This is a genomic window from Haladaptatus sp. CMSO5 (assembly GCF_036689885.1).
Taxonomy (GTDB): Archaea; Halobacteriota; Halobacteria; order Halobacteriales; family Halococcaceae; genus QDMS2.
This window is the reverse complement of the sequence record NZ_JBAHVW010000001.1, coordinates 191,358-216,709: the sequence shown is the minus strand read 5'-3', so window position 1 is coordinate 216,709 and position 25,352 is coordinate 191,358. Positions and strand designations below refer to the sequence as shown.

Below are 25,352 nucleotides of genomic sequence, written 5' to 3'. Positions count from 1 at the left end.
TCCGCAGCGTGGTAGTCGCACTCTCCTGCTCGCTCACGTCGTTCGCTCACAGTCCTTCGAGGTTACTTACGATTCGAGTACCGACTGGATGAACGCCGCCTTCTTCTCCGTGTACGTCTCTCGGTCGTCTGCGTATTTTCCCGCAAGGTCGCGTTTCAGTTCCGCATACTCCTCGACCAATTCAGGGTCTGCGAGTAATGCAGCTCGAAAGTTCACGTACTCCGCGAGCGACTCGCTCCCGGCTTCGACCACGGCGAGGTGGTGGGTGCGACTCTCCTCAGGACCGCGGACGAAAAACAGGCGGCCGTCGAGTGGGTCGTCGGGCTTGAACTCGTAGCCGAGGCTCTGGATTTTGGGCACTAACTTCTTGGCTCGTTCCAACTCGGTGACGACCACGACCACGTCGAGAATGGGTTTCGCGGGCAAGTCGGGAATCGCGGTGCTCCCGACGTGTTCGATGCGTTCGATTTCGTCGCCAATGAGCGAGCGTAGCTCGCGGGCGGTTATCGAAAACGCCTCCAGCCACGCCGGGTCGTGGGGGTGGAGCGAGACGGTCCCGCGACGCAGACCGAGGGTCATCGCTCGCGGACGACGACGAACTCGGCTAAGTCCCGCAGATAGTCGAGGGCTTGCGAATCGGCGGCGTTCACGCGGTCGAGTGCGTCGAGGGCGGCGTCAGAGTGGGCGCGCGCCCGTTCGTTCGCTTCCTCGGGGGTGAGTTCCGTAATCTGGACGAGCGAGGGGCGGTCCATCTCGGCGTCGATGCCCGTTGGCTTGCCGAGTTCCTCTGCGTCTGCCACCGCGTCGAGCACGTCGTCGCGGATTTGGAAGGCAATCCCCACCTTCTCTGCGTACTCGCCAAATGCGGTGACCGTCTCCTCGTCGGCTTTTGCGGCGATTGCGCCCAACTCGGCGGCGGCCCGAAACAGCGACCCAGTTTTCCGGCGCGCGAGCACCATGTACTCGGCTTCGTTCTCGGGTTTGGCGACGAGCTCCGTCGCCTCGCCCTCACCGAGTTCGACCATCGACTCCGAGACGGCTTCCATGGCGCGGCCATTGCTCGAAAACAGCGAGAACGCCTCGCCGAGCAAGCCGTCGGAGGCGATAATCGACGGGCCGTAGCCGAACTCAGCCCACGCGCTCGTGACCCCCCGGCGGATGTCCGAATCGTCGATGATGTCGTCGACCACGAGCGAGGCGTTGTGGACGAGTTCGATGCCGACACCGAAGTCTACGGCGTCCTCTGCCCGGCCGCCAACGGCCTCACACGACAGCACCGTCACCATCGGGCGGACGCGCTTGCCTCCAGAGAGCGTGACGTGTTGCATCTGCGCGGCGAGCGCCGGTGGCTCGATATCGCCGAGCACCTCCTCCAACCGTGACTCGACCATCTCGCGTCGGCGCTCCAGATACTCCATTACCGGGAACTGAGGGTGGACGAAAAAAGTACGTGACGGTTCTTCGGACAGCCTGGACGAACGGCTGGGCCGAACATTCGTCTCGAACACACCGTTTCTCTCCGGTGAACGAACGACTATGCTCCTCGCTCAGAAACGTTCACCTTGAAACACTATGTCCTCCGATTTCGATGTCGTTGAAACAACGATTGACGACATTCACGCCGCCTACGACGCAGACGCCCTCACCTGCCGGGAACTCGTAGAGCGCTACCTCGCTCGCATTGACGCCTACGACGCCAAGGGCCCCGCACTCAACTCGATTATCACCGTCAATCCGAACGCCACCGAACGCGCCGACGAACTCGACGCGGCGTTCGAAGACGGTGGCCTCGTTGGGCCACTCCACGGCATCCCGTTCGTCGTCAAAGACCAAGTCGAGACAGCAGACATCACGACGACGTTCGGCTCAGAGGCGTTCGCAGACTACCAGCCCACGACCAATGCCACGCTCATCACGAAACTGGAGGATGCCGGCGCCGTCATCCTCGCCAAAACCAATCTTCCTGATTGGGCAACCTCGTGGTTCGGCTACTCCTCGGTCAACGGCCGGACGAAGAACCCCTATGACCTCGACCGAGACCCCGGTGGCTCCTCCAGTGGCACCGGCGCGGCGGTCGCCGCCAACCTCGGCGCGGTCGGTATCGGCGAGGACACGGGCGGGTCGATTCGCCTCCCGTCTGCCTACAACAACCTGTTTGGCATCCGCGTGACGCCGGGCCTGCTGAGCCGTAATGGGATGTCGCCGCTCGTCGTCTCACAGGACACGCCCGGCCCGATGGCGCGAGGCGCAAAGGAACTCGCCGTCGTCTTAGACGTCGCCGTTGGCTACGACGAAACCGACGAGTACACTGCCGTCACCGAACTCACCGACGACGCTGGTTCCTACACCGACCAACTGGACGCGGATGCACTGTCTGGCGCTCGAATCGGCGTCCTGCGCGATGCGTTTGGCGCGGCGGACGACCCCGACAGCGGCCCGGTCACCGCGCTCGTCGATGCAGCAATCGAAACGATGCGCGAGGCGGGCGCGACCATCGTGGACTCGGTGGCAATTCCGAACTTAGACGAGCACTTAGACGCCACGTCGCTCTACATCCTCCAGTCGAAGCGCGACCTCAACGCCTTCTTCGCCGCCCGCGACGACGCGCCCGTCGATTCGGTCGCCGAACTCTACGATTCCGGCCAGTACCACGACATCCTCGACCTGTTCATCGGTATCGCAGAAGACGGCCCCGACGACCCGGAAGCCGAACCGGGCTACTGGAAAAGCGTCGCCGCCCAACTCAAATTCCAGCGCGACGTGCTGAACGTCTACGCCGAAAACGACCTCGACGTGCTGCTGTGCCCGGACGCACAGGTCATCCCACCGACGGCCGACGCCATCGAAGCCGGCGAACTCGACACACTGACTTTCCCGACGAACACCGTCCTCGCCTCTCAGTCCGGCCTCTGTGCGGTGTCCGTCCCCGCTGGCCTGTCACCCGATGGCCACCCGGCAGGCGTGGAACTCATCGGCAAACCGTACGACGAAGCAACGTTGCTCTCGCTCGCCTACGCGTTTGAGCAGATCGCAGACACGAGAGAACCACCGGCAACCGCGCCGCCGCTCGACGACTGAGAGCACACCTGGCGCTGTTCGCTCTTTTTGCGACGAGAAAAAACGGAAAATCGAGGGCGCTTACTCGAACTGCTCGGTCAGCGCCGGCACCACGTGCGCCCACCTTTTTCCCGCCCTCACTGCGTTCGGACGGAAAAAATCTGGACCAAAAACTTGGTCGTTACTCGAACTGTTCGGTCAGCGCCGGCACCACGTCGAACAGGTCGTCGACGATACCGTAGTCGGCGATGTCGAAGATTGGTGCGTTCGGGTCGGTGTTGATGGCGATGATGGTGTCAGACCCTTTCATCCCAGCAACGTGCTGGACTGCCCCGGAGATGCCGATGGCGATGTAGACGTCGGGCGTGACGACTTTGCCGGACTGGCCGACCTGCCGGTTCTTTGGCAGCCAGCCGTTGTCCACAATCGGGCGCGAGGAGGAGAGCGTCGCACCGAGGGCGTCTGCGAGCGCTTGGACGAGTTCGATGTTCTCCTCTTCTTTGATACCACGGCCAACGGAGACGAGGATGTCCGCTTCCGTGATGTCGACGTCGCCGCCGCCGACTTCTTCGAAGCCAGTGACGGTCGATTTGACGGCGGACTCGTCGATGGTCGCGTCGAAGGTGGCGATCTCTGCGTCGCCCGTGCCTTCTGCGGCTGGCCACTCGCCGGGCCGGATGGTGAGTGCGACGTGGTCTGCGTCGACTTCCACGGTCGTCTCGACCTTCGAGCCGTACTGTTCGCGGGTGACTTCGAGTGTGCCGTCCGCCGAGAAGTCGATGGCGTCGGTGACCAGTGGCAGGTCTAAGCGGTTGGCGACGGCCGGGGCGTAGTCGAGGCCGTTTACGGAGTTCGGCATCACGACGGCACCGGGCTGGAGCTCGTCGTAGAGCTGCGTGATGACCTGCGTGTACACGTCGTGGTTGAACTCCTCGCCTTCGTCTACGGTGTGGATGGCGTCCACGCCGTCGCGGTTGAGCTGGTCTGCGAAGTCGGAGACCTCACCCGAGATGACGGCGAGGTGGAGGTCGCCGCCGAGGGCGTCTGCGAGCTGGCGGCCAGCCGTGATGAGTTCGTAGCTCACGTCGCGGAGGTCGCCGCGGCGGTGTTCGGTGATGGCGAGTACGTCACCGCTCATGCGAGTTCACCTCCGGTGACGAGCGTGAGATTGTCGGACACGGAGTGTTCGACAGGACTCATGCCTGACCAACTCCTTTGTCGCGGAGGAACTCAGCAAGTTTCCCAGCGGTCTCGTCTGCGCTGCCTTCCCAGATGGTGGCGTCGCTCTCGGACTCTGGTTCGTACATGGAGGTGAGGGTAATCTCGCTCTCCGTGACCGAGGCGTCGAGGCCGAGGTCACCGAGACTTTTTGGCGCAATCTCCTTGCTCTGGGCCTGTCGGATGCCACGGAGCGAGGCGTAGCGCGGTTCGTTGATACCCGTCTGGATGGTGAGGACGGCTGGAATCTCGACGTCTGCGAGTTCCTCGATGCCGCCTTCGAGTTCGCGGCGGAGGTGGGCCACGCCGCTTTCGACGTCGAGGTCGAGGGCGTTCACGACGGCCGCCCACTCGAAGCCGATGGCGTCTGCGAGCGAGACGCCCGTCGCGCCGAAGGCGTCGTCGCCAGCCTGCACACCGGACAGGATGAGGTCTGGTTGTTCTTCCTCGACCACGGCAGCGAGGATGTCGGTCTTGGTGGCGACGTCAATGAAGTCAGCCGCTTCGAGGGAGTCGTCCCAGACACGGATGGCGCGGTCTGCGCCTTTGGCGAGGGCCATTCGGATGGTCTCCTCTGCGCGTTCTGGGCCAATCGTGACGGTAACGACTTCGACATCGTCGTTTTCCTCCGCGATTTGGACACCCTCTTCGACCGCGTAGTCGTCCCACTCGTTCAAGTCGTAGTCAAGGTAGCGCTCGTCGATTTTGAGTCCGTCAATTTCGAACTCGTCTTCGACTTCTGCCACCTCCTTTACGGTGACAAGGACTTTCATGCTCACTCTAAATGGCTTCCTGCGCTGGTTAAACGTTTTCAAAACGGCATGCACATGACGTAGAATTTAATTTTCTGCGTCTGTATCCTGTTCTGGCAGGCTGATGAGGTTCTCCCGGCCAATCCGCAGCTTTTCGATTTGGCCGTCCTCATCCATCGCAGAGAGCAGTTGGGAGACCTTTGCGTTCGACCACCCGGTCTCCTTGACGATGGTCGCCTGCTTCATGCGCCCGCCTTCTGCTCGCAGAAGGCGTTCGACGCGCTCTTCGTCGCTCAGCAAGTCGAGGTCTACGTCTTCGTCCGGCTCTGCAGGCTCGGTGGCTGGCTCATCGTCCGGGGTTGTGTCCACCGTCTCTAGGTCGCTATCACCGCCGTTCGCGCTCGCCGTGGGCGCTGGTGGGTCGTCTTCTCGCCGGACGTACCACATGTACACGGCAAGCGCGAGCACCGAGAGCGCGAGGACGCCGAGGCCAACGAGCGCGAAATCGTTCCGTTCCGGCCCTGGCGTTTGGGTGTCTACGTCTGCGGGACGGTAGGTCACTTCGAGGTCCTCTGCGGTGAACGTGACCGGCCCTTCCCAGCGCAGCGTCTCGTTTCGAAAGCCAATCGGCGCACTGCTCACCGCAAAGCCCTCTGGCGGCAACATCACGAGCTGTTGGTCGGCTCGAAGCTCGGGGAGCCACGTCCCGCTCGACGTGTTGAACGCATCGCCCACGCGGTAGTTATCGTCGCTGACGGTTGCAAAGTTCGTCCACGTGAAAATGAGCGTCAGCCGCCCCGTCTGATTTTCGACACTGTGGCTGCGAGCGACGCCCTCGATGGCCATCTCACGGCCAGTGTGCTCGCTCGCTGCCTTACTCGCTCGCTTGAAGATATCGACCGAGAAGCCAACGTCTGAGTTCCCGTCTTCGAACTCGGCGGCGAGCGTCTCGAACGCTTTCGTCTCGTTTTCTGAGTCGAGACTGAACTCCGTCGAAACCTCCCAGCGTGCGTCGCCGTTTGGCTGGAGGTCAATCGTCATCGTCACGCCTTCGTTCGCCGGTTCCGCTTGGAGGGCGGTGGCTCCCTGCCCAGAACTAGTGGCAACCGCTCCGGACACCGCAACACTGAGCATGACCAGGAGGGCACAGATCGCGGCGACGCGTGACCGCATACCCCTTTCTGCTCAGCACGGGGGCAAAACGCTTTCTATCCAATATAAAACGTCTCAGGCCGCTTTAAACGGTCTCGGCCCCGCTCAGACGCTCGCTCTCGCCGTGACGAAGCTTCAACTGACTTTTTGTACTGCCAGCGGATAGATAGATACAGATGCGTCGCACTCTCGCGTTCACTCTCGCGCTGGTCGTTGTCGTCTCAGCCAGCGCCGTTGCCGTGCCCGCCGGCGGGCAGCAATACACTCAAATTGCGCCAATCGTTCCCGCCAACAACACCACTGCCTATCTCACGATTGCCACAGAAGACCTCGAACGCACCGGCTACGGCACCGCCTCGCTCGACGTGGGCGCGGCGCTCGACGCGCAAAACGAGGGCCTCCACGCGCGATGGGGTGCGCTGTCGCTCGAAGAACGCCTCGCCGTCGCGAGCGGGGCTGCAGAACAACGCTCGATTCTCCAGAGCGAACTCGACCAGCTCGCTGCAGCCGTGTCGGCACTCGAACAGCGAAAGCGTGACGCGCTCGCCGCGTACAACAGCGACGCGCTCACGACCGACGAACTCGTGCGCGAACTCGCCGCCATCGCGCTCGTTGCGGATTCGCTCGAAGATCGTCTCGATTCGCTCGAAGCCGCCGCCAACGATATCCAAGACACGCGTATCGAGAAGGGCCTTCGTGGATTACAGGTTTCACTGCTCGAACTGCGTGGCCCCGTCCGCGAGCACTCTTCGCTCGTCGTCGAGGGACGCGCCACGCCGCGGACGGTGTACGTAGAGACCTCCGATAGGGGCGTCGTTCTCGCGACGATTGCGGGCGACGAGTACATCCGCGAGGTTTCGATTCCGACCGCGAGAGACCCCGACGCCTCAGACCAGTACAGCGGTAATTTAGACCGCGTCGAAGAGCGCGCAGAAGAACTGCACCCGTGGGCGGTCAACCACAGCCGTGGCCGGAACTACGGCTCACTCGAATTCGGCTTCGTTGGCGTCTACCCCATTGAACTGCCCCACATCCACGGCACGCTCCGGAGCTATCTCGACGGCGGCACGGGCGACGTGTTCTACGAAACACAGACGAAAGACCTCGATGAGATTCCGACGAACGCGCCGATGACCAGCGGCGATGACGGACTCACGCTCACCGTCGAAACGACGCATCCAAGCGGGCCAATGAACGTCACGCTCGTCGATGCGAGCACGGGCGACCCGGTCGACGCCACCCTCACCATCGATGGCCAGCAGGTCGGAACGACCGGCGAAGACGGGACGACGTGGCTCATCCAACCGCGTGGAGGTGGCACGCTCGTCGCCTCCGTAGGCGGGAACTCCGTCCAACTCCAACTCGCGTAGGTTTATCACCGAACACGCACCCAGCGACGGTGTGTCTCGTCGTGGAACCTCACCCGTCCTCGGTGTTGTGTTGCTCTGCTTGCTCACGGTCGTGAGCGCCGGGTTCGTCGGGGCGAGTTTGCTTCACGTCCCACCCGACCCGACGCCCCAGGCGGTGCTCGACGTGCAGGTGGACGCCGCTGGTGAGTTCACGCTCGTCCATCGCGGTGGCGATACGCTGTCGGTGCGGGCGCTTTCGATTCAGATTCTGGTCAATGGAACGCCACTCACACACCAGCCACCGGTTCCGTTTTTCGCGGCTCCGGGCTTCGAGAGCGGGCCGACCGGCCCGTTCAACGTCGCTTCGAACACCGCGTGGTCTGCGGGGGAGCAGGCGACGTTCACCCTCGCGGCGACGAATCGCCCAGCCATCGCTCCGGGTGATGTGGTGACGGTGCGAGTGACGAGCGAAAACGCGACGGTTGCGGTTGCGGAGGTGGTGGTCTAAGGGCTACTTCTCGGGTGCGCGCGCGACGGTGACGATGGCGATCTCGGGGCTGTACTGTGGCCCCATCAGCGTGTGCTCGATGTCGACGAAGCCGGCTTCGGCGAACATGCGGTCTGCCTCTGCCTCGTCGTAAAAGAGCATCATCGCGTCTGCGAGTTTGCCCATGACGAAGTTCCGTGGGTGGTTCGGGCCGACGATGAGCACCTTGTTACCGGGCTTGACGACGCGGCGAATCTCGCGGAGGGCTTTGACCGGCTCTGGCCAGTATTCGATAGAGCCGGACGACCACACCTTGTCGAACTGGCCGTCGCGGAACGGCAGCCGTTCTGCGTCGCCGCGATAGAACTTGACGGTCTCGTGTTTGCCGAGTTTCGCCCACGCCTTTTCGAGTTGGTGGATGCTCTGGTCTAAGCCGTGGACGTCGTCCGTGTACTGGAGGAGACCTTCGGTGGCGAAGCCGGTGCCACAGCCAACGTCGAGCACGCGGTCGCCGTCTTGGATGTCAATCAGTTCGAGGGCCTCGGCGCGCATGTCCTCGTTCCAGATGTACGGGTTCACCTGGTCGTACACCTTCGAGAGATACTTGTAAAACAGGCGGGCACGGGCCTTGTGCTCGAGGACTCCCATTGCGCGAGGCTAGGGAAGGGTGGGGCATAACTCTGCGGATTGTCTACTGACACGACACGCGTGTGGGGACGTTTCCCACGCCCCCGTGCGTACGCGAATCGTATTCGCAACTACCATATAGGCGCTTGTGCAACGTTCGGCTGATATAAGAATGGCTAGGCCAGAGGTTCTCGACCGAATCAAAGAGGCCGAGCGGGAGGCCGATGAAATTGTCGAACAGGCCGAGACCGCGCGCAAAGAGCGTATTGCAGAGGCACGCGAGCGTGCAGAAGCAATTCGCGAAGAGGCCCACGAGGAGGCCCGCGAGCTTGAAGAGCAACGACTTGCAACGGCGGAATCGGAACTCGAAGCCGAACGCAAGGAGATTCTCGCAGCAGGTGAAGCGGAACGTGAGGCCCTCGAAGAACGCGCGCAGTCGCGGGTAGACGACGTCGTTTCCTTCGTCGTCGAATCCTTCGAGGAGGCGGTTCATGCTCAGACCTAAACAGATGAGCCGTGTCTCGGTGACCGGCTCAAAGTCCGTAATGGGCGAGGTCATCGAGACAGTCCACGACCTGAACATGGTGCACCTCTCTGAGTACGATGGTGCATGGGACGGCTTTGCTCCCGGCGACCCGGTTTCGGGGGCAGACGACGCGTCGGAAAAGCTCGTCACTGTTCGGTCGATTCAGAGCATCTTAGACGTAGACGAGGCGGATGCCGGTCCGACCCGCATTGTCACCGACGATGCCCTCGAGGACGAACTCGAAGAGATTCGAACCGAAGTGAACACGCTCGACGACCGACGCGACGAACTCCGCGATGAGTTACGCGCGGTCGAAGACCGAATCAGCACGATGGCGCCCTTCGCCGCCCTCGGCATCGACTTAGACCTGCTCTCAGGCTACGACTCGGTGTCCGTGGTCGTCGGTGAAGGCAAGCGCGACGCCGTCGAACGCGCCCTCGTCGAGTCAGACGAGATCACCGCGTTCGAGCTGTACTCGAACGAGAAAGCAATCGCCGTCGTCGCGCGCCTCGAAGGCGAGGCGTCGCTCGACGACATTCTCGTTGGCAACGCGTTCACGCCGCTCGACGTCCCTGACGCAGAAGGCAGTCCAGAGGAGTACGTCGAAGAGCTCCGTCACCGTGCCCAACAGCTTCGCTCGAAGCTGAACGGTGTCGAGAGCGACATTGAGAGTCTGAAGCTCGAAGCGGCAGGCTTCCTGCTCGCCGCAGAAGAGCGCCTCTCGATTGACGTGCAAAAACGCGAGGCACCCCTGACGTTCGCGACCACCGAAAACGCGTTCGTCGCGGAAGGCTGGGTGCCAACCGAGCACTACTCGTCGTTCGCAAGCGCGCTCAAGAACGCCGTCGACGACCACGTCGAAATCGACGAACTCGAACGCGCAGACTACGACGAAGACGGCCACGCACACGCCTCGGAACCGGCAACGTCCGGCGCTGGTGCGGCGGCCACCGACGGTGGCACGACCATGAGCCACGGCAACCCGCCTGTCATTCAGGACAACCCTGCTGGCACGGTGAAGCCGTTCGAAGCGCTCACGGGTGTCATCAACCGGCCGAAGTACACGGAACTCGACCCAACGGTCATCCTGTTCCTGACCTTCCCGGCCTTCTTCGGCTTCATGATTGGGGACCTTGGCTACGGGCTGATCTACATGGGCCTTGGCTACCTCATCTACAGCCGCTTCGAAAACGAGGTCGTCAAAAGCCTCGGCGGCATCGCGATGTGGGCCGGTGGCTTCACGGCGCTGTTCGGTATCCTGTACGGCGAAATCTTCGGGTTACACCAACTCGGCCAAATCGTCTGGGCCGGACACCCGCCAATCCACAAGGGGCTCCAGCCACACTACGCTGAGTACGCCTCGACGTGGCTCGTCCTGAGCCTGCTGCTCGGGCTTGCCCACATGACCATCGGGTACATCTTCGGCTTCATCGACTACCTCTCACACGGCGTCAAACACGCCGTCTTAGAGAAGGGGTCGTGGATTGTCCTGATGGCTGGCGTCTGGGGCTGGATTTTCAGCCACCACGCCGCGGATTCGAAACCACCGTTCATGTTCACCGTGTTCAACGGCGAACCGTTCGCACTCGGCTTTGGCGGTTTCTCTGAGACCGTCGGCCTCGCAATGCTCGGCATCGCAGGCATCGGCCTCGTGATGCTGCTGGCTGGTGAGGGTGCCATTGGCCTCCTCGAAAGCCTGAACGTCGTCGTGAACGTCCTGTCGTACACGCGTATCGCCGCAGTGCTGCTCGCAAAGGCGGGCATGGCATTCGTGGTGAACCTGCTCGTGTTCGGCGCGTACGTCCACGAGGGCGAATTCCACCTCATCTTCTTCAGCGAACACGCGCTGTCGGAGATACCTGCAGAAGAAGTAATGTTCGCCGGGATGCTCAACGGTTCCTCGCCAACTGAGCTATTACTCGGCGCCATCGCCGGACTTCTCATCCTCGTTATCGGGCACCTGCTCGTGCTCGTGCTTGGCATCACCAGCGCCGGTCTACAGGCCGTGCGTCTGGAGTATGTCGAGTTCTTTGGGAAGTTTTATGAAGGCGGTGGGGAGAAGTACCAACCGTTCGGCTACGAGAGAACGTACACCACTGAGGACTAAGTAAACCACAAATGTTCGAAACTATCATGACACTGATGAGCGTCGTACTGCAAGAAGGAAGCACTGAGGCTGTCGCAGCCATCCCCCCAACCGCGGCTGCTGCCCTCGCTGTCGGTCTCGCCGCATTCGGTGCAGGCTACGCAGAGCGCGGTATTGGCGCGGCTGCAGTCGGCGCCATCGCAGAAGACGACGAGATGTTCGGTCGCGGGCTGATTCTCACGGTTCTCCCTGAGACGCTCGTGATTCTCGCACTCGTTGTCGTGTTCGTGGTCTAAACACCCCTTCTCTTTCACCCATGAGTCTCGAGACAGTTGTTGAGGATATCCGGGAAGAAGCCCGCGCGCGTGCGGAAAACATACGCGCAGAGGGCGAGGAGCGTGCCGAAGAGCTTGTCTCTGAGGCCGAATCCGACGCCGCGGAGATTCTCGACGAACAAGAACGGGAAGTAGAGCGCGAAATCAAGCAGATGCGAGAGCAGAAGCTGTCGAGTGCGAAGCTTGAGGCCAAACAAAAGCGCCTCGAAGCACGCCGCAACGTCCTTGCGCAGGTTCGCACGGATGTCGAGGACGCCGTTGCCGACCTCGAAGGCGACACGCGTGAGGAGCTCACCCGCGAGCTGCTCGAAGACGCGAGCACCGAGTTCGACGACAGCGACACCGTCACGGTCTACGGCCGTGCCGACGACGCTGCCCTGCTCGAAACCCTCGCAGACGACTACGGCTACACCTACGAAGGCGAGTACGACTGCCTCGGTGGCGTCGTCCTCGAAAGCGAGGCGTCGCGCATTCGGGTCAACAACACGTTTGACTCGGTGCTCGACCGCGTCTGGGAGAACAACCTGAAAGAAACAAGCGAACGGTTATTCGACCAATGAAGGCACGGGTGACCGACACCAGTTCAAACTACGAGTACGTCACTGCACGTGTTCGGTCGCGCCGGGCATCGCTGTTCAGCGAAGAGGACTACCGCAAGCTCGTCCGGATGGGACCGGGAGAGATTGCGCGCTTTATGGAGGAAACCGAGTACGAAGACGAGATGAACGCGCTCGGCTCCCGATTCAGCGGGGTCGATCTCATCGAATTCGCGCTCAACCGCAACTTGGCGAAGCACTTCAACGACCTGCTTCGCTGGGCGGACGGCAAACTCTACGACTACATCGCACGTTACCTCCGCAAGTTCGACGCCTGGAACGTCAAGACGATCATCCGCGGCATCTACTCAGACGCAGGTCGCGAAGACGTTGAGGCCGACCTTGTCCGTGCAGGAGAGTTCAGCGACGAGTTCCTTTCGCGTCTCACCGACGCAGGCGAAATCGAAGACGTCGTTGAGCTGCTTTCGGGGACGATTTTCGGCAAGCCACTCGCTGCTGCGTACGCTGAGTACGAAGAGAAAGGCGTGCTTGTCCCCCTCGAAAACGCCATCGACCGTGCGTTCTACGGGACGTTGGTGAACGCGCTGCCACCAGAACCAGACCGCGCAACGGGACTCTACGTCGAGTTCCTCCGCGCAGAGATCGACTTCCGCAACGTCCGCAACGCGCTTCGGCTCGCCCGAAGTGGCGCGGACGTAGACCCCTCTGAATACTTCATCGAGGGCGGCCGGTTGTTCTCTGGGTCGGAACTGCGCCAACTCGTCAGTAACACCGACGAACTGGTCGCGCGCATCCGCGATAGTCCGTACGGCGACGACCTTTCTGCGGCGCTCGACGACCTCGAAACCGCAGACAGCCTCATCGCGTTCGAGCACGCGCTCGACGGCGCACTTCTCGAATACTCAGACCACCTGAGCCACGCCTTCCCGCTGTCGGTGTGTCCGGTGCTCGCGTACATCCTCGCCAAAGAGCGCGAGGTCGAGAACATCCGCGCCATCTCGCGCGGCCTTGAGGCAGGACTCGAAGCAGACGAAATTGAAGACGAACTGGTGATACAATGAGCCAGGAAATTGCCGTCATTGGAAGCCCCGAGTTCACGACGGGCTTTCGGCTTGCGGGTGTCCGCAAGTTCGAGAACGTCGCAGAAGAGGACAAAGAGGCGAACCTCGACGACGCCGTCGAGCGCATCCTCGCAGACGAGGACGTCGGCATCATCGTGATGCACGACCCAGACCTCGAGCACCTCTCGCGCAACGTTCGCAACGACGTCGAAACAAGCGTTGAACCGACGCTCGTGACCCTCGGAGGTGGCGCCGGCAGTGGCGGCCTCCGCGATAAGATCAAGCGGGCTATCGGTATCGACCTGATGGAGCAAGACTAAACCATGAGCCAAGCAACCGAATCCGACACCGTCCGCGAAGATGGTGTCATCGAGAGCGTGAGTGGTCCTGTTGTGACCGCCACGGACCTCGAAGCCCGAATGAACGACGTCGTGTACGTCGGCCAGGAAGGGCTGATGGGCGAGGTCATCGAAATCGAAGGTAACCTGACAACGATTCAGGTCTACGAGGAAACGTCCAACGTCGCACCCGGCGAACCGGTCGAGAGTACCGGCGAGCCGCTCACCGTCGACCTCGGACCGGGGATGCTGTACTCCATCTACGATGGTGTCCAGCGCCCACTCGACGTCTTAGAAGAGAAGATGGGTGCGTTCCTCGACCGCGGTGTCGACGCCCCCGGTGTCGACTTAGAAAAGACGTGGGAGTTCACCCCGACCGTCGAGAAAGGCGACGAAGTCACCCCCGGTGACATCGTCGGGACGGTTCCGGAAACCGAGAGTATCGAGCACAAAGTGATGGTTCCACCGGACTTCGAAGGCGGCGTCGTTGCCGCGGTCGAATCGGGCAACTTCAACGTCGAAGAGGCCGTCGTCGAACTCGAAAACGGCGAGGAAATCACGATGCTCCAAGAGTGGCCCGTGCGTAAGGCACGCCCGTCGGTCACCAAGAAGACCCCGCGCGAACCGCTCGTCACGGGGCAGCGCATCCAGGACGGCCTGTTCCCAATCGCGAAGGGTGGGACGGCCGCCATCCCCGGCCCGTTCGGGTCCGGGAAGACGGTTACCCAGCAGCAACTCGCCAAGTGGTCTGACGCAGACATCGTTGTCTACATCGGCTGTGGCGAGCGCGGCAACGAGATGACCGAGGTCATCGACGACTTCCCGAACCTGGAAGACCCAAAGACCGGGAAGCCGCTCATGAGTCGTACCTGCCTCATCGCAAACACGTCCAACATGCCTGTCGCCGCGCGTGAATCCTGTGTGTACACGGGAATCACCATCGCAGAGTTCTACCGCGACATGGGCTACGACGTGGCACTGATGGCAGACTCCACGTCTCGCTGGGCAGAGGCAATGCGTGAAATCTCCTCGCGTCTCGAAGAGATGCCCGGTGAGGAAGGCTACCCAGCATACCTCTCTGCGCGGCTCTCTCAGTTCTACGAGCGCGCTGGGATGTTCGAGAACCTGAACGGCACCGACGGCTCGATTTCCGTCGTGGGCGCAGTCAGCCCGCCGGGCGGTGACTTCTCAGAGCCAGTCACGCAGAACACCCTGCGTATCGTGAAAACGTTCTGGGCACTCGACGCTGACCTCGCAGAGCGTCGTCACTTCCCCTCCATCAACTGGAACGAGTCCTACTCGCTCTATCGTGAGCAGTTAGACCCATGGTTCGTCGAGAACGTCACCGAAGACTGGCCGGAGACGCGCCAGTGGGCGGTTGACGTGCTCGACGAGGAGACGGAGCTGCGCGAGATTGTCCAGCTCGTCGGGAAGGACGCCCTCCCCGCAGACCAGCAGCTGACCCTCGAAGTCGCTCGCTACCTGCGTGAGGCGTTCCTCCAGCAGAACGCGTTCCACGACGTGGACACGTTCTGCCCACCGGAGAAGACCTACCGCATCATCCAGGCAATCAAGACGTTCAACGACGAGGCGTTCAAGGCACTCGAAGCAGGGCTTCCGGTCGAGGAAATCACCGCCATCGATGCCGCGCCGCGTCTGAACCGCATCGGGACGGCCGAGGACTACAACGAGTTCGTAGACGACCTCGAGGCCGAAATCACCGAACAACTCCGGGAGCTCTACTAATGAAAGAGTACCAGACTATCACCGAAATCAGTGGCCCGCTGGTGTTCGTCGAAGTTGACGAACCGATTGGGTACGACGAAATCGTCGAAATCGAGACACCTGACGGCGAGATAAAGCGTGGGCAGGTGCTTGAATCGAGCACGGGTATCGTGGCCATCCAGGTCTTCGAGGGCACCACCGGCCTGAACCGTCAGGCCTCCGTCCGCTTCCTTGGCGAGACGATGAAGATGCCGGTCACCGAAGACCTCCTCGGGCGCGTCATGGACGGGTCGGGGAAGCCAATCGACGGCGGCCCGGACATCGTTCCCGAAGAGCGCCGCGACATCGTGGGTGAGGCAATCAACCCGTACTCGCGTGAGTACCCAGAGGAGTTCATCCAGACGGGTGTCTCCTCGGTTGACGGTATGAACACCCTCGTGCGCGGCCAGAAACTGCCGATTTTCTCGGCATCCGGGCTGCCACACAACGACCTCGCACTCCAGATTGCTCGCCAGGCAACCGTGCCTGAGGAAGCAGGCGACGAAGGCGAGGAAACCGAGTTCGCAGTCATCTTCGGTGCGATGGGTATCACCGCAGAAGAGGCAAACGAGTTCATGGAAGACTTCGAGCGCACGGGCGCACTCGAACGCTCTGTGGTCTTCATGAACCTGGCAGACGACCCCGCAGTCGAGCGGACGGTCACGCCACGCCTCGCACTCACCACCGCAGAGTACCTCGCGTTCGACAAGGGCTACCACGTCCTCGTTATCCTCACGGACATGACCAACTACTGTGAGGCACTGCGCGAAATCGGTGCGGCACGCGAAGAGGTGCCGGGCCGTCGTGGCTACCCAGGGTACATGTACACAGACCTTGCCACGCTCTATGAGCGTGCAGGCCGCATCAAGGGTCGTGAAGGCTCCGTGACGCAGATTCCGATTCTCACGATGCCGGGTGACGACGACACGCACCCAATTCCCGACCTGACTGGCTACATCACCGAAGGCCAGATTATGATGGACCGTGACCTGAACAGTCAGGGTATCGAGCCACCAGTGAACGTGCTCCCATCGCTCTCGCGTCTCATGGACGACGGGATTGGCGAGGGGCTCACCCGCGACGACCACGCCGACGTTTCAGACCAGATGTACGCGGCGTACGCAGAGGGTGAAGACCTTCGTGACCTCGTGAACATTGTGGGCCGCGAGGCACTCAGTGAGCGCGACAACAAGTACCTCGACTTCGCAGAGCGCTTCGAAAACGAGTTCATCCAGCAGGGCTATCACACCAACCGCTCGATTGAGGAAACCCTCAACGTTGGCTGGAACCTGCTGTCGATGCTGCCAAAAGACGAACTCAACCGTATCGACGAAGACCTCATCGAAAAGTACTACGAGGAAGCAGACGCCATCGAGGCGGAGGCATAAGGGTCACACCCGGAGGAGTCTACAATGGCCACTGACGTCAAACCAACTCGGAAAAACCTGATGGCGATCGAAGATCGCATCGACCTCTCCGAGCGAGGCCACGGCACGCTCGAAAAGAAGCGTGACGGCCTCATCATGGAGTTCATGGACATCCTCGACCAGGCGCGTGACGTGCGCGCGGGCGTCGAGGACAACTACCAGCACGCACAGCGAACCATCAACATGGCCCGCGCAATGGAGGGCGACGTTGCGGTTCGTGGGGCCGCTGCTGCACTCAAAGAGCACCCGGAAATCACGACCCAATCGAAGAACATCATGGGCGTCGTGGTGCCACAAATCGAGTCGTCGCGCGTCAGAAAGACGCTCGACCAGCGTGGCTACGGCGTGCTCGGAACCAGCGCTCGCATTGACGAAGCCGCGGAGGCGTACGAGGAACTGCTCGAAAGCATCATCCTCGCCGCCGAAGTGGAGACGGCGATGAAGAAGATGCTCGACGAGATCGAGACGACCAAGCGTCGTGTCAACGCCCTCGAATTCAAGCTCCTCCCGGAGCTCTACGAGGCCCAAGACTACATCGAGCAGAAACTCGAAGAACAAGAGCGCGAAGAGATCTTCCGGCTGAAGAAGATCAAAGCGAAGAAAGAAGAAGAAGAGAAGGCAGAACGCGCCGAAGCCGAAGCGCTGCCCGCAGACGACTAACGGCGTATCCCATTCTCTTTTATCTCACCGCGACAAGCCGTGGCTATGGACTGCCCACGCTGTGGCGCGCCGGTCGTTGCCTTCGACGTGCCCGCAGACCTCAGAGACTGCGTTGCGGGCGAAGAGCCGGTTGTCGCGCTTTGTACGTCGTGTCTCACCCTCTCTCCGGCAGACGAACCCGACGACGACCCCGATTTTTCGGCCATCAGCCGGGAGTTTCCGACGCTTCGCGGCGCGGCGATTCCGATGGCGTTGCTCCTCGGGTTGCTCTCGTCGCTCGCCGTGAATCGCGCGGAAATCGAACGGCTCGTCGAACGCGTCGAACGAACCGGCACCGACCCGCTGTTGGTGTTAGATAGGCTCGCCCGCGACCCGGATATTTCCGCAGAAACAGACCTTCGGGGCAGGCAGACGCAACTCGAACAGTTCCTCGATTAACGAAACTGGTCGGTGATGTCGATGGCCTCGTCGCGCAGTGATTCGTAGTAGCGCATGGCCCACTCGTAGGCCTCGCGGGTATCGTTCGCGATGACGCCCTCCATGCTACCGCTTTCGTTGTAGATGACGACGCTCACCTGGGTGCCGTCGTCGTGGGTCGTGATGGCGAGGCCAAAGGGGACGGTCTCGACTTGGAGCACGCGGAAGTTGCCGGTTGCGACCATCTGCTCCATGTGTTTGCGGTTGTCATTGTAGAAGTAGTCGAGCAGTTCGGCCCGGTGAATCTTCTCTGCGTCCAACCCGTTTTCGATGCATTCGAGAAACCAGTTCAGCGTACTCGATTGGGAGACGGTGTGGGTCACGCCGCGATGCGTGTTCGCCTCACGGAGTTGAGCTTCGAGGTAGTTTATGGGTTTGTGGGCTGCGGGTGGGGTTGCTTCGTACACCGTACACGAAGAGAGCAGGTCGGTCGTGATGGGTACGTCTGCGGGGAGGTGTGCTAGGAGGCGTTTCACCTCGTTTATGGTCGCAGAGTCGTCGATGAACTCGGCGTAGACATCGATGGCGAGACGGCCTGCGAGCGTGGCGGTAAAGCCGTCGTCGACACGTTCGACGAAGCCGTGGGTCATGAGTTCGCGCAGCCCGCGGTCGACCGTAGAGCGCGAGACATTGAGCGCGTCTACGAGGCCGGGTTTCTCCAATGGCTCGCCGAGTGTAACCTCCAGTAGCTCGCTCCGACGGGTCAGGACTGACACTACGGCTTCCGGGGGTTCACTTGACGCCATTTGTTCGTGGCCGATGTTACTCGTGTACACATAACTACGTTCTGGAACCCACCGTAGTCGGCCGAAAAATCGTGAGAAAACAGGCAGGAGACGGCGCTTAGACGCCGGTCGCGTAGCGGAGAATGCCCGCAATGCCCCCGAAGGCGTGGAGCAGTTGGTCGCCTTCTTCGAAGTCCGTCGAGATGAATTTGGTTTCCGTCCCGCGCTCTTCTGCGATGGACATGAGGTGTTCGATGGCGTCTTCGCGGGTTGTGGCCTCGGCTTCGCTGCCGTCGTCGCATTTGTGGGTCGGTGTGTTCTTTCGCCGGTCTAAAAGTTCGTACTCTTCTGTCCCATCACTGCACTCGTAGGTCACGACGTCTTTGCGGAGGTCTTCGCTGATAAGCAGTCGGTCGACCGACCCCATGATGAGGTTGCGCCGGGTGGCGTCGAACCCGTAGGTTGCGAGGTCGCCCTCGTGCAGTTCTTTGAAGAACTCGTCCATCTGGGACTTGTCCTTCATCACTTCGTGGTCTGCGAGCGAGTCTTGGGCGGCGTCTACGAGTTCGCGCAGGCCACTCTCGTCGGTGTACGACACGTCGAACTTGTCGATGACGATCTGTTGAATCTCGTGGTGGAGGTAGTCGCCGTCTAAGAACTCGTCTTTCGTGGGCGAGGGACCGCCGACGAGGACGCCGTCCATGTCGTGGCGGTAGGGGACGAACAGGTCGTCGGCCATGCCCGCGACTTCCTGATAGAAGTTGTCGATGGCTTCGAGGCGCAGCCGGGCGAAACGCTGGGCGGACTGGCCACCTTTGCGCTGTTTGCCGGGGACGAGCGACGAGGCTGATTTGACCGCCTCGATGCGCTTGCCTTTGAGCCAGCCCACGGTCGCCTCGCGGCGGTCTAAGACGATGAGGCCGATGAGGCCCTTGTCCACGAGCATATCACTGAGCGGCTCGGTCAGGAACGCCGAGTCACAGTGATACCGGAATGATTCGACGGGTTCTGGGGGACTTTCTAGCACTTTCGTGACCATGTCGGTCTGGCCACCACCGGCGTCGATGGCCCCCGAGAACAGCACGATGCCGTTGTCCGGCGGGTAGACATCGTAGTAGCGAAGCCGGTCTTTGATGCTGGTGAGGGCGTCTTGGACCGCAGTCCGCGTCTGCTTTGACTTGATGTTTGCCGCCTCGCTGTGCTCCTGGGTGACGTGGGCGACGACGTCACTAATCTGCTTGTCTTCTGGAACGTAGATGGTGACGAGTTGTGTCCCGGAACCAGAGTACTCGTCTAGCTCCTCGATGACCTTCTGGAACTCGTATTTTCGGCGGTCATCCATCTCTTCTCCCTGCCTGCTCATTATCTATGATAACCCTGCGGCCGCGTAAGTAACCTTTGACCCGTCACGCGGCCGCGTCGCTGCCGGTCGTGCGCCGTCTCTGTGGCAACGTGCTGAGTGGGTGGTGTTCGTCGCTTTAGCGCCCCGTCACTGTTCGTCGTCTCGCCGCCGCCAGTAGACGACGACCAGTCTGGCCACCAACAGGGGGCAATGAGACCATGAACACCGGGTTCAATCCGGCGTCTTCGGCGGCTGGCGTCACGGTCGTCAACGCCTTGGCTGACTAGGTCGGTTCTGCCGTCTGCGTTTGCGTCTCTTGGGGTTTGACGACGACGGTCTCGACTTCCTCGTCACTGGTTGCAAAACCCGTAGTATCAACAACTGTTATATTCACCTTCGCCGTGGGTAGGTATGACACGCGACATGACAGGGGAAATATACGCAGTGGCAGGCGGCAAAGGCGGCGTTGGTAAAACAACGACGGCCGTTTTCTGTGGCCTCTTGGCCCACGACGCTGGCCACGACGTGGTCGTCGTCGACGCCGACCTCGAAATGGCAAATATCGCACAACTCTGCGGCATCGACGTGACCGGCCCGACGCTCCACGACGTGCTCGCGGGTGAGGCATCGCTTGCTGACACGATTACCGAAGGGCCGACCGGCCTTCCCATCGTCCCCGGCGACGCCGCCCTCGATGGCTATGCAGCAGCCGTCCCGAGTCGCCTCGGGGCGGTGCTCATCGACCTCGCCACGGAGTTCGACTACGTGGTCGTCGATACGGGCGCTGGACTCACCCACGAAGGGGCAATCCCCCTTCGCCTTGCGACGAAAACCGTCCTCGTCACTACGCCGCTTCCGGTCGCGGTCGGTGACACGGCGAAAACCGCAGCACTCACCGAACGTCTCGACGGCAACGTCAGTGGCGTGGTCGTCACGATGTCGGGTGATCACGGGCTTTCGGCCGACGAAATCGAGGCGCAACTCGGCTATCCCGTGTGTGCGGCCATCCCGAACGACCCCGCGGTCACCGCCGCACTCGGCGCGGACGAACCGCTGTCCTCAGTGTCCGGTCCGGCGAAAGACGCCTACGAGGCGTTGCTTGTCCACCTCTTCGAGACCGAGACGCAGCCTGCAGACGAGACCAAGGAGGCAGTCGAGGCAGACGGCGGCGACGAAGCGAACGAGGAAACGGCCGACCCACCGATTGCTGAACTGACCGCGCCTGCTGAAACCGTCATCCCCGACGCCGAGGAGGCGATTGACGATTCGTTGGACACAGACCCACTCGACGCCGAAGCGACCCAGGAACGTGACACCCCAGCCGAGTCAGACACCGACCCACTTGACGAGGAAAACCCACAGACGGCGACAGAGACCGACGCGGAGAATGACAGGTCATCCGGCCTGTTTTCGCGGCTCGCCCGGCTGTTCGGCTGAAAGAAAACATCTAAGCAACCCCTGTCCCCACAGACGCATATGGCAAAAAATGAGTCCGTCCGACTGAGTTGGATACTGCTGTTCCTGGTCATGGCCCTCGGCTTTGGGGCACTTGTGCTCCTTGGCGCGGGTGGCAGTTTCCTCGGCTGAACCGCGCTTACATCGAGGTCGGCGCGGCGATGCCGAGCACCGACAGCGCGTTTGCGATGGTCGTCCGTGACGCCGCGACCAGCGCGAGGCGCGCTGTGCGTACCGATTCGTCTTCTTCTTTGAGCACCGGGCACTCGCGGTAGAAGCGGTTGAATGCCTCTGCGAACTCGCGGGTGTAGGTGGCGACGATGTGGGGGCGGAGTTCATCTGCCGCCTCTTCGATGACAGCCGGGAAGCGCGCAATCTGGCGGAGCAAGGCGCGTTCTGCCTCGGCGGTCAGCACGCTCGCGTCGATGGCTGTTGGCACGTCGGCCTCATCGAGGATGCCACACGTGCGCGCGTGGACGTACTGGACGTAGGGTGCGCTCTGGGCTTCGAAGTCGAGCGCCTGTTCCCACTCGAAGGTGATTCCCTTGGTTGGCTGTTTCGAGACGATGTCGTAGCGAACCGCGCCGATGCCGACCTGTTCTGCGATGCGCTGGATGTCCTCCTCGGTGAGTTCGTTGTCGCGCAGGCGTGTGTCGATGCGGGCTTCGACCTCGTCGCGGGCGCGGCTGATTGCCTCGTCGAGAAGGTCGTCTAAGTCGATGCCCGTGCCTTTGCGGGTGCTCATGCCGCCTTCGGGGAGGTTGACCCACGAGTAGTGAATCGACTGGAGTTGGCTCGTGTCGTTGCCGAGAATTTCGAGGGCACAGGCGAGCTGGTCTGCCTGCAGTTTGTGGTCCTCGCCGAGCAGCGTCACCGCGCGGTCGAAGTTCTGGAACTTCCATTCGTGGTGGGCGAGGTCGCGCGTCGTGTAGAGTGAGGTGCCATCAGAGCGCAGGAAGACGAGGTTCTTCTCGATGCCAAAGTCGTCGAGTTCGAGTTGCCACGCGTCGTCTTCGAACACGGCGTATTCAGATTCTTTGAGCCGGGAGACCACGTCGTCACACGAGCCGTCGCGCATGAACTCGGTTTCCTTGACGAACCGGTCGAACTCGGCGGGGAGGCGATTGAGGGTGTTTTGCATCCCGCCGAGGACGGTGTCCACGACGTACTGGACGCGCTCGTAGGTGTCTTCGTCACCCTCTTCGATGCCTTGGAGGATGGTTGCGATTTCGGCTTCCGCCTCCTCGACTTCGTCCGGGGCGGCGTCTTCTAAGAACGCGTTGCCCTTGCGGTAGTAGCGAACGAGGTCGTATTCGGGGCTGTCGCGGGCCGGTTGCTCGTCCAATTCATCCTCGTCAAACGTCTCGTAGGCCCACGTGAACACGGCCATCTGGCGGCCAGCGTCGTTCACGTAGTAGTGGGTCTCGACGTCGTTGCCGGCGAAATCGAGGATGCGCCGCAGCGAGTCACCGATGATGGGGTTGCGCGCCCGGCCGACGTGAATCGGCCCAGACGGATTGGCGCTCGTGTGCTCGACGACGACCGTGTCGCCGGTCGGTGCTAAGCGTCCGTAGTCGTCGCTCTGGGCGGCATCGATGGTTCCCGCGTAGTACGCCTGGGTCGGGAGAAAGTTCACATAGGGGCCGAGGGTTTGTACCGAATCGAGATATTCGTAGGGGTCGGTGTCGATGGCGTCTGCGATGTCTTGGGCGATTTTCGGCGGCGGTGCACCCACTTCGCTTGCGAGGCGAAACGACACGCTCGATGCGAGGACGGCGTCTACGTCTTCCGGTGGCTCTTCGATGCCGAGGTCGTCTGTCGGCAGGTCAAGACTGGCGAGCGCGTCGGACAGGGCCGCTTGCACGTCTGTCCGAAATGAGAGGAACATACCCAGAGTTTAGAAGCGGTCGGTATAAGAAAACGGGTTTTACGCGAGATTCGAAAGCGCTTGCTCGTTCGCAAGCTTGTCGAGAAGGTCGGGCACGCTCTCAGTGCCGTCTGGTTTCGAGCAGGGATAGACACCGCAAATATCGTCTCCGTCGCGCACCAACACGCACATGATGGGCAGGGTGAGTTTCTCCTGTTCGTGTTTGCGCCCCGGGCGCGTCTTGAAGAACGGTTCCATCGAATAGTCCGTCCCTTCGAGTGTCGCCTCGATTTCTGCGACCGTTTCGAGTGTCTCTTCTGCTGAGTCGTCACCGACGCCGACGCGACTGCTCCACAGGTTCACCGACACCTCGCTGAGTGCGTCGCTTTCTGCGTGGTCGCGCAGTGTTTCGACCATCTTCCGCTGGCGTTGTTGTGCTTCCCACGGCACGAACGCCCGCATGTACACCTCCACCGTCAGTTCCCTCGTGAGCGCGAGACTCATGGTAGGCCTTACTATGTGAACCCCACATATAATGTTTTCTCGCAAATACTTTGGATAAAATTATATCCTGCTAGGAGATATTAACATCGGTGCAGTCCAGTGGTTTTCTGAGCTCCGTCAGACACACATCAAATATATTGATTGTTTTTGTGGCCCCTCTGTCGCTCGAATCGCACCAATTTGTTGTTTAATTGATGGGTTCTCTGGCGTCACTTCGTGGTTCTGTCGCCTCCGGCTTCTCGCACTTCCCACGTTCGCCCCTCGGGTCATATAGTTAAATTATTGATATTACTCTGTTGTTACCACAAAGTTATTTATTGCACATTACGTGCGTTGGACAAAGATATCCGTGCACCCGTCCGTCACTCCCTCCCGAACAACCGTGCTCTGTAGAGCACAGCCACCGACGAGCCAGTGCTCGCGTGGCGCCTCCCACCCTGGACCCACCTCGCCGGTGTCCGATGGAGTCTGTTCTTCGTGAAACTACCCCGTCCCCACCCACTTCGCAGTCGCACACACAGGAGCGTGCATGACTACTGACGCCCTCGACGACTCGAAGCTCGCTGGTGCGTCGAACGTGCTCGTGCTCTCGCCGCTCACGCCTGCTGGTAACGATGCCTTCCTCGAACTGTTGACCGCGATGAGCGCGCCCGCTGAGACGAACATCGTGGCCATCACGTACACCCAACCGCCCGAAACGTGGATTGCCGACTGGCAACGAACCGTTGGCGACCTTCCGTCGGCGCTCACGTTCATTCACGCAAACGGGGCCAACGTTGCAAACGACCCACGCGGCGACTCAGCGGCGCTTGCGGCGACATCGGTGTTGAAGGTAGACCCGTGTGACCCGATGGATATCATCGCACCGGTGACCGAACACCTCTCGCGATGGCAACACACCGACCGACAGTCGATCGTTTCCGTCCAGACGCTCAGCATCTTACTCGAGTACGTCGATTTCGACACCGCGTTTCGCTATCTCCACCTTCTCACCCACCGGGTGCAGCCTTCGGCACTCGGCTTCTACCAGATGGACCCCGAGATTCACGACGCACAGACCGTCAATACCCTGAAGTCGCTCTTTGACGCTGTTGTCGAACTCCACGACGGTCGCTGGCGCGTCGTCGAGACGTACGCGGGGGCTGGCGACGCTGCTGTCACCGACGACGATGAAGGGTTGTTCGGTGCGCTCAACCGTGTCATAACCCGGCTTTCGAGCATTGGAGCCAGTCGCGCTGCCACCGACGACACAGCAGACGCAACCGGGGAGTCCGCGTCGACGGACGCCGCCTCGGGCGAACGGCCAATCGACGTCGACCTGATGAGCGCGTCGAGTCGTATCTGTCAGTTGCTTACCGAATCCGGTGGGCGAATGAAACAGACCGACATCGCCAACGCCACAGCGTGGTCTAAGTCCACGGTGAGCCGCAAACTCTCGAAACTGGAGGGTGAAGGAACCATCACACGCGTTCGAATCGGCCGTGAAAACGTTGTTTTCCTTGCGGGGTATGAACCCGCGAACATGCAAAACGCTCCGTGATGGCCGTTGGTAGTCCACGCTCGAGACCGCGGTTCGTCGAGAACCG

25 protein-coding genes are annotated in these 25,352 nt (G+C 61.3%); 15 read left to right on the top strand and 10 right to left on the bottom strand.

What is annotated here, in order from left to right:
* Window positions 1-66: 66 nt before the first annotated feature.
* Together V5N12_RS01115 and V5N12_RS01110 are read right to left on the bottom strand one after the other, a co-directional pair.
* Window positions 67-579 (bottom strand): GrpB family protein, encoded by a 513-nt coding sequence (locus V5N12_RS01115; protein WP_332897311.1) that lies wholly within the window; start codon window positions 577-579, stop codon window positions 67-69.
* Window positions 576-1,418, bottom strand: coding sequence for a polyprenyl synthetase family protein (locus tag V5N12_RS01110; RefSeq protein WP_332897310.1), 843 nt, complete (start codon window positions 1,416-1,418; stop codon window positions 576-578). Before V5N12_RS01110 ends, V5N12_RS01115 begins: the two co-directional genes overlap by 4 nt.
* Window positions 1,419-1,572: 154 nt before the next feature.
* Here V5N12_RS01110 and V5N12_RS01105 point away from each other — a divergent pair, with 154 nt between their 5' ends.
* Window positions 1,573-3,078: an amidase gene (locus V5N12_RS01105; RefSeq protein WP_332897309.1), complete on the top strand. Its 1,506-nt coding sequence runs from the start codon at window positions 1,573-1,575 to the stop codon at window positions 3,076-3,078.
* A 160-nt stretch (window positions 3,079-3,238) separates the two neighbouring features.
* Here the strand turns inward: V5N12_RS01105 and V5N12_RS01100 are convergent, their stop codons facing one another.
* The 3 genes from V5N12_RS01100 to V5N12_RS01090 form a co-directional block, all read right to left on the bottom strand.
* Complete coding sequence (locus V5N12_RS01100) at window positions 3,239-4,195, bottom strand: electron transfer flavoprotein subunit alpha/FixB family protein (RefSeq protein ID WP_332897308.1); 957 nt, start codon at window positions 4,193-4,195, stop codon at window positions 3,239-3,241.
* Window positions 4,196-4,253: 58 nt separating this feature from the next.
* The gene (locus V5N12_RS01095; RefSeq protein ID WP_332897307.1) at window positions 4,254-5,048 is read right to left on the bottom strand and encodes an electron transfer flavoprotein subunit beta/FixA family protein; all 795 of its coding nucleotides are present in this window, start codon (window positions 5,046-5,048) and stop codon (window positions 4,254-4,256) included.
* Window positions 5,049-5,114: 66 nt separating this feature from the next.
* The gene (locus tag V5N12_RS01090; protein ID WP_332897306.1) at window positions 5,115-6,200 is read right to left on the bottom strand and encodes a helix-turn-helix transcriptional regulator; all 1,086 of its coding nucleotides are present in this window, start codon (window positions 6,198-6,200) and stop codon (window positions 5,115-5,117) included.
* A 155-nt stretch (window positions 6,201-6,355) separates the two neighbouring features.
* On the opposite strand from V5N12_RS01090, the gene V5N12_RS01085 reads away from it, so the two are divergent.
* Together V5N12_RS01085 and V5N12_RS01080 are read left to right on the top strand one after the other, a co-directional pair.
* Window positions 6,356-7,549, top strand: coding sequence for a DUF7094 domain-containing protein (locus tag V5N12_RS01085; protein ID WP_332897305.1), 1,194 nt, complete (start codon window positions 6,356-6,358; stop codon window positions 7,547-7,549).
* Between the two features lie 31 nt (window positions 7,550-7,580).
* On the top strand, window positions 7,581-8,036 hold the full coding sequence (locus V5N12_RS01080) for a type IV pilin (RefSeq protein ID WP_332897304.1): 456 nt from the start codon (window positions 7,581-7,583) through the stop codon (window positions 8,034-8,036).
* Window positions 8,037-8,039: 3 nt separating this feature from the next.
* Here the strand turns inward: V5N12_RS01080 and V5N12_RS01075 are convergent, their stop codons facing one another.
* The gene (locus V5N12_RS01075) at window positions 8,040-8,663 is read right to left on the bottom strand and encodes a methyltransferase domain-containing protein (RefSeq protein ID WP_332897303.1); all 624 of its coding nucleotides are present in this window, start codon (window positions 8,661-8,663) and stop codon (window positions 8,040-8,042) included.
* 151 nt (window positions 8,664-8,814) lie between these two features.
* Here V5N12_RS01075 and ahaH point away from each other — a divergent pair, with 151 nt between their 5' ends.
* The 10 genes from ahaH to V5N12_RS01025 are packed head-to-tail and all read left to right on the top strand — an operon-like array spanning window position 8,815 to window position 17,834.
* A complete protein-coding gene (ahaH, locus tag V5N12_RS01070) occupies window positions 8,815-9,147 on the top strand; it encodes an ATP synthase archaeal subunit H (protein ID WP_332897302.1) in 333 nt (110 codons plus the stop codon).
* Window positions 9,134-11,275, top strand: coding sequence for a V-type ATP synthase subunit I (locus V5N12_RS01065; protein ID WP_332897301.1), 2,142 nt, complete (start codon window positions 9,134-9,136; stop codon window positions 11,273-11,275). The genes ahaH and V5N12_RS01065 overlap by 14 nt, the downstream gene beginning before the upstream one ends.
* Before the next feature lie 11 nt (window positions 11,276-11,286).
* Window positions 11,287-11,550 (top strand): F0F1 ATP synthase subunit C, encoded by a 264-nt coding sequence (locus V5N12_RS01060; RefSeq protein ID WP_276246214.1) that lies wholly within the window; start codon window positions 11,287-11,289, stop codon window positions 11,548-11,550.
* A 20-nt stretch (window positions 11,551-11,570) separates the two neighbouring features.
* A complete protein-coding gene (locus V5N12_RS01055) occupies window positions 11,571-12,149 on the top strand; it encodes a V-type ATP synthase subunit E (protein ID WP_332897300.1) in 579 nt (192 codons plus the stop codon).
* Window positions 12,146-13,207 (top strand): V-type ATP synthase subunit C, encoded by a 1,062-nt coding sequence (locus tag V5N12_RS01050; RefSeq protein WP_332897299.1) that lies wholly within the window; start codon window positions 12,146-12,148, stop codon window positions 13,205-13,207. Before V5N12_RS01055 ends, V5N12_RS01050 begins: the two co-directional genes overlap by 4 nt.
* Window positions 13,204-13,527, top strand: a complete 324-nt coding sequence (locus tag V5N12_RS01045; protein WP_332897298.1) for a V-type ATP synthase subunit F — start codon at window positions 13,204-13,206, stop codon at window positions 13,525-13,527. Before V5N12_RS01050 ends, V5N12_RS01045 begins: the two co-directional genes overlap by 4 nt.
* Window positions 13,528-13,530: 3 nt before the next feature.
* The gene (locus V5N12_RS01040; protein ID WP_332897297.1) at window positions 13,531-15,291 is read left to right on the top strand and encodes an ATP synthase subunit A; all 1,761 of its coding nucleotides are present in this window, start codon (window positions 13,531-13,533) and stop codon (window positions 15,289-15,291) included.
* Window positions 15,291-16,697, top strand: coding sequence for an ATP synthase subunit B (locus tag V5N12_RS01035; protein ID WP_332897296.1), 1,407 nt, complete (start codon window positions 15,291-15,293; stop codon window positions 16,695-16,697). The genes V5N12_RS01040 and V5N12_RS01035 overlap by 1 nt, the downstream gene beginning before the upstream one ends.
* 24 nt (window positions 16,698-16,721) lie before the next feature.
* The gene (locus tag V5N12_RS01030; protein WP_332897295.1) at window positions 16,722-17,396 is read left to right on the top strand and encodes a V-type ATP synthase subunit D; all 675 of its coding nucleotides are present in this window, start codon (window positions 16,722-16,724) and stop codon (window positions 17,394-17,396) included.
* A gap of 45 nt (window positions 17,397-17,441) precedes the next feature.
* Window positions 17,442-17,834, top strand: coding sequence for a DUF6276 family protein (locus V5N12_RS01025; protein ID WP_332897294.1), 393 nt, complete (start codon window positions 17,442-17,444; stop codon window positions 17,832-17,834).
* On the opposite strand, the gene V5N12_RS01020 is transcribed toward V5N12_RS01025, so the two are convergent.
* Together V5N12_RS01020 and prf1 are read right to left on the bottom strand one after the other, a co-directional pair.
* A complete protein-coding gene (locus tag V5N12_RS01020) occupies window positions 17,831-18,589 on the bottom strand; it encodes a helix-turn-helix transcriptional regulator (RefSeq protein ID WP_332897293.1) in 759 nt (252 codons plus the stop codon). The genes V5N12_RS01025 and V5N12_RS01020 overlap by 4 nt on opposite strands.
* Window positions 18,590-18,716: 127 nt before the next feature.
* Window positions 18,717-19,961 carry a peptide chain release factor aRF-1 gene (gene prf1 / locus V5N12_RS01015; RefSeq protein ID WP_442904917.1) on the bottom strand — a complete coding sequence of 415 codons (1,245 nt, stop codon included), beginning with the start codon at window positions 19,959-19,961 and terminating at the stop codon, window positions 18,717-18,719.
* Between the two features lie 390 nt (window positions 19,962-20,351).
* On the opposite strand from prf1, the gene V5N12_RS01010 reads away from it, so the two are divergent.
* Window positions 20,352-21,377 (top strand): P-loop NTPase, encoded by a 1,026-nt coding sequence (locus V5N12_RS01010; RefSeq protein WP_332897292.1) that lies wholly within the window; start codon window positions 20,352-20,354, stop codon window positions 21,375-21,377.
* Between the two features lie 157 nt (window positions 21,378-21,534).
* Here the strand turns inward: V5N12_RS01010 and argS are convergent, their stop codons facing one another.
* Both argS and V5N12_RS01000 read right to left on the bottom strand, forming a co-directional pair.
* Entirely contained in the window at window positions 21,535-23,283 is a 1,749-nt protein-coding gene (gene argS, locus V5N12_RS01005; protein ID WP_332897291.1) for an arginine--tRNA ligase, read from the bottom strand.
* A 39-nt stretch (window positions 23,284-23,322) separates the two neighbouring features.
* Window positions 23,323-23,766 (bottom strand): HTH domain-containing protein, encoded by a 444-nt coding sequence (locus V5N12_RS01000; protein ID WP_332897290.1) that lies wholly within the window; start codon window positions 23,764-23,766, stop codon window positions 23,323-23,325.
* 529 nt (window positions 23,767-24,295) lie between these two features.
* On the opposite strand from V5N12_RS01000, the gene V5N12_RS00995 reads away from it, so the two are divergent.
* Complete coding sequence (locus tag V5N12_RS00995; protein ID WP_332897289.1) at window positions 24,296-25,306, top strand: helix-turn-helix transcriptional regulator; 1,011 nt, start codon at window positions 24,296-24,298, stop codon at window positions 25,304-25,306.
* The last annotated feature ends 46 nt before the right edge of the window (window positions 25,307-25,352 follow it).

Bases quoted from the DNA above. Each gene is read 5' to 3' on its own strand.
- V5N12_RS01065 (WP_332897301.1), top strand. From the start codon at position 9,134: ATGCTCAGACCTAAACAGATGAGCCGTGTCTCGGTGACCGGCTCAAAG.
- V5N12_RS01060 (WP_276246214.1), top strand. From the start codon at position 11,287: ATGTTCGAAACTATCATGACACTGATGAGCGTCGTACTGCAAGAAGGA.
- V5N12_RS01085 (WP_332897305.1), top strand. From the start codon at position 6,356: ATGCGTCGCACTCTCGCGTTCACTCTCGCGCTGGTCGTTGTCGTCTCA.
- V5N12_RS01035 (WP_332897296.1), top strand. From the start codon at position 15,291: ATGAAAGAGTACCAGACTATCACCGAAATCAGTGGCCCGCTGGTGTTC.
- prf1 (WP_442904917.1), bottom strand. From the start codon at position 19,961: ATGAGCAGGCAGGGAGAAGAGATGGATGACCGCCGAAAATACGAGTTC.
- ahaH (WP_332897302.1), top strand. From the start codon at position 8,815: ATGGCTAGGCCAGAGGTTCTCGACCGAATCAAAGAGGCCGAGCGGGAG.
- V5N12_RS01090 (WP_332897306.1), bottom strand. From the start codon at position 6,200: ATGCGGTCACGCGTCGCCGCGATCTGTGCCCTCCTGGTCATGCTCAGT.
- V5N12_RS01030 (WP_332897295.1), top strand. From the start codon at position 16,722: ATGGCCACTGACGTCAAACCAACTCGGAAAAACCTGATGGCGATCGAA.
- V5N12_RS01110 (WP_332897310.1), bottom strand. From the start codon at position 1,418: ATGGAGTATCTGGAGCGCCGACGCGAGATGGTCGAGTCACGGTTGGAG.
- V5N12_RS01040 (WP_332897297.1), top strand. From the start codon at position 13,531: ATGAGCCAAGCAACCGAATCCGACACCGTCCGCGAAGATGGTGTCATC.
- V5N12_RS00995 (WP_332897289.1), top strand. From the start codon at position 24,296: ATGACTACTGACGCCCTCGACGACTCGAAGCTCGCTGGTGCGTCGAAC.
- V5N12_RS01075 (WP_332897303.1), bottom strand. From the start codon at position 8,663: ATGGGAGTCCTCGAGCACAAGGCCCGTGCCCGCCTGTTTTACAAGTAT.
- V5N12_RS01055 (WP_332897300.1), top strand. From the start codon at position 11,571: ATGAGTCTCGAGACAGTTGTTGAGGATATCCGGGAAGAAGCCCGCGCG.
- V5N12_RS01025 (WP_332897294.1), top strand. From the start codon at position 17,442: ATGGACTGCCCACGCTGTGGCGCGCCGGTCGTTGCCTTCGACGTGCCC.
- V5N12_RS01045 (WP_332897298.1), top strand. From the start codon at position 13,204: ATGAGCCAGGAAATTGCCGTCATTGGAAGCCCCGAGTTCACGACGGGC.
- V5N12_RS01115 (WP_332897311.1), bottom strand. From the start codon at position 579: ATGACCCTCGGTCTGCGTCGCGGGACCGTCTCGCTCCACCCCCACGAC.
- V5N12_RS01105 (WP_332897309.1), top strand. From the start codon at position 1,573: ATGTCCTCCGATTTCGATGTCGTTGAAACAACGATTGACGACATTCAC.
- V5N12_RS01050 (WP_332897299.1), top strand. From the start codon at position 12,146: ATGAAGGCACGGGTGACCGACACCAGTTCAAACTACGAGTACGTCACT.
- argS (WP_332897291.1), bottom strand. From the start codon at position 23,283: ATGTTCCTCTCATTTCGGACAGACGTGCAAGCGGCCCTGTCCGACGCG.
- V5N12_RS01100 (WP_332897308.1), bottom strand. From the start codon at position 4,195: ATGAGCGGTGACGTACTCGCCATCACCGAACACCGCCGCGGCGACCTC.
- V5N12_RS01095 (WP_332897307.1), bottom strand. From the start codon at position 5,048: ATGAAAGTCCTTGTCACCGTAAAGGAGGTGGCAGAAGTCGAAGACGAG.
- V5N12_RS01000 (WP_332897290.1), bottom strand. From the start codon at position 23,766: ATGAGTCTCGCGCTCACGAGGGAACTGACGGTGGAGGTGTACATGCGG.
- V5N12_RS01010 (WP_332897292.1), top strand. From the start codon at position 20,352: ATGACACGCGACATGACAGGGGAAATATACGCAGTGGCAGGCGGCAAA.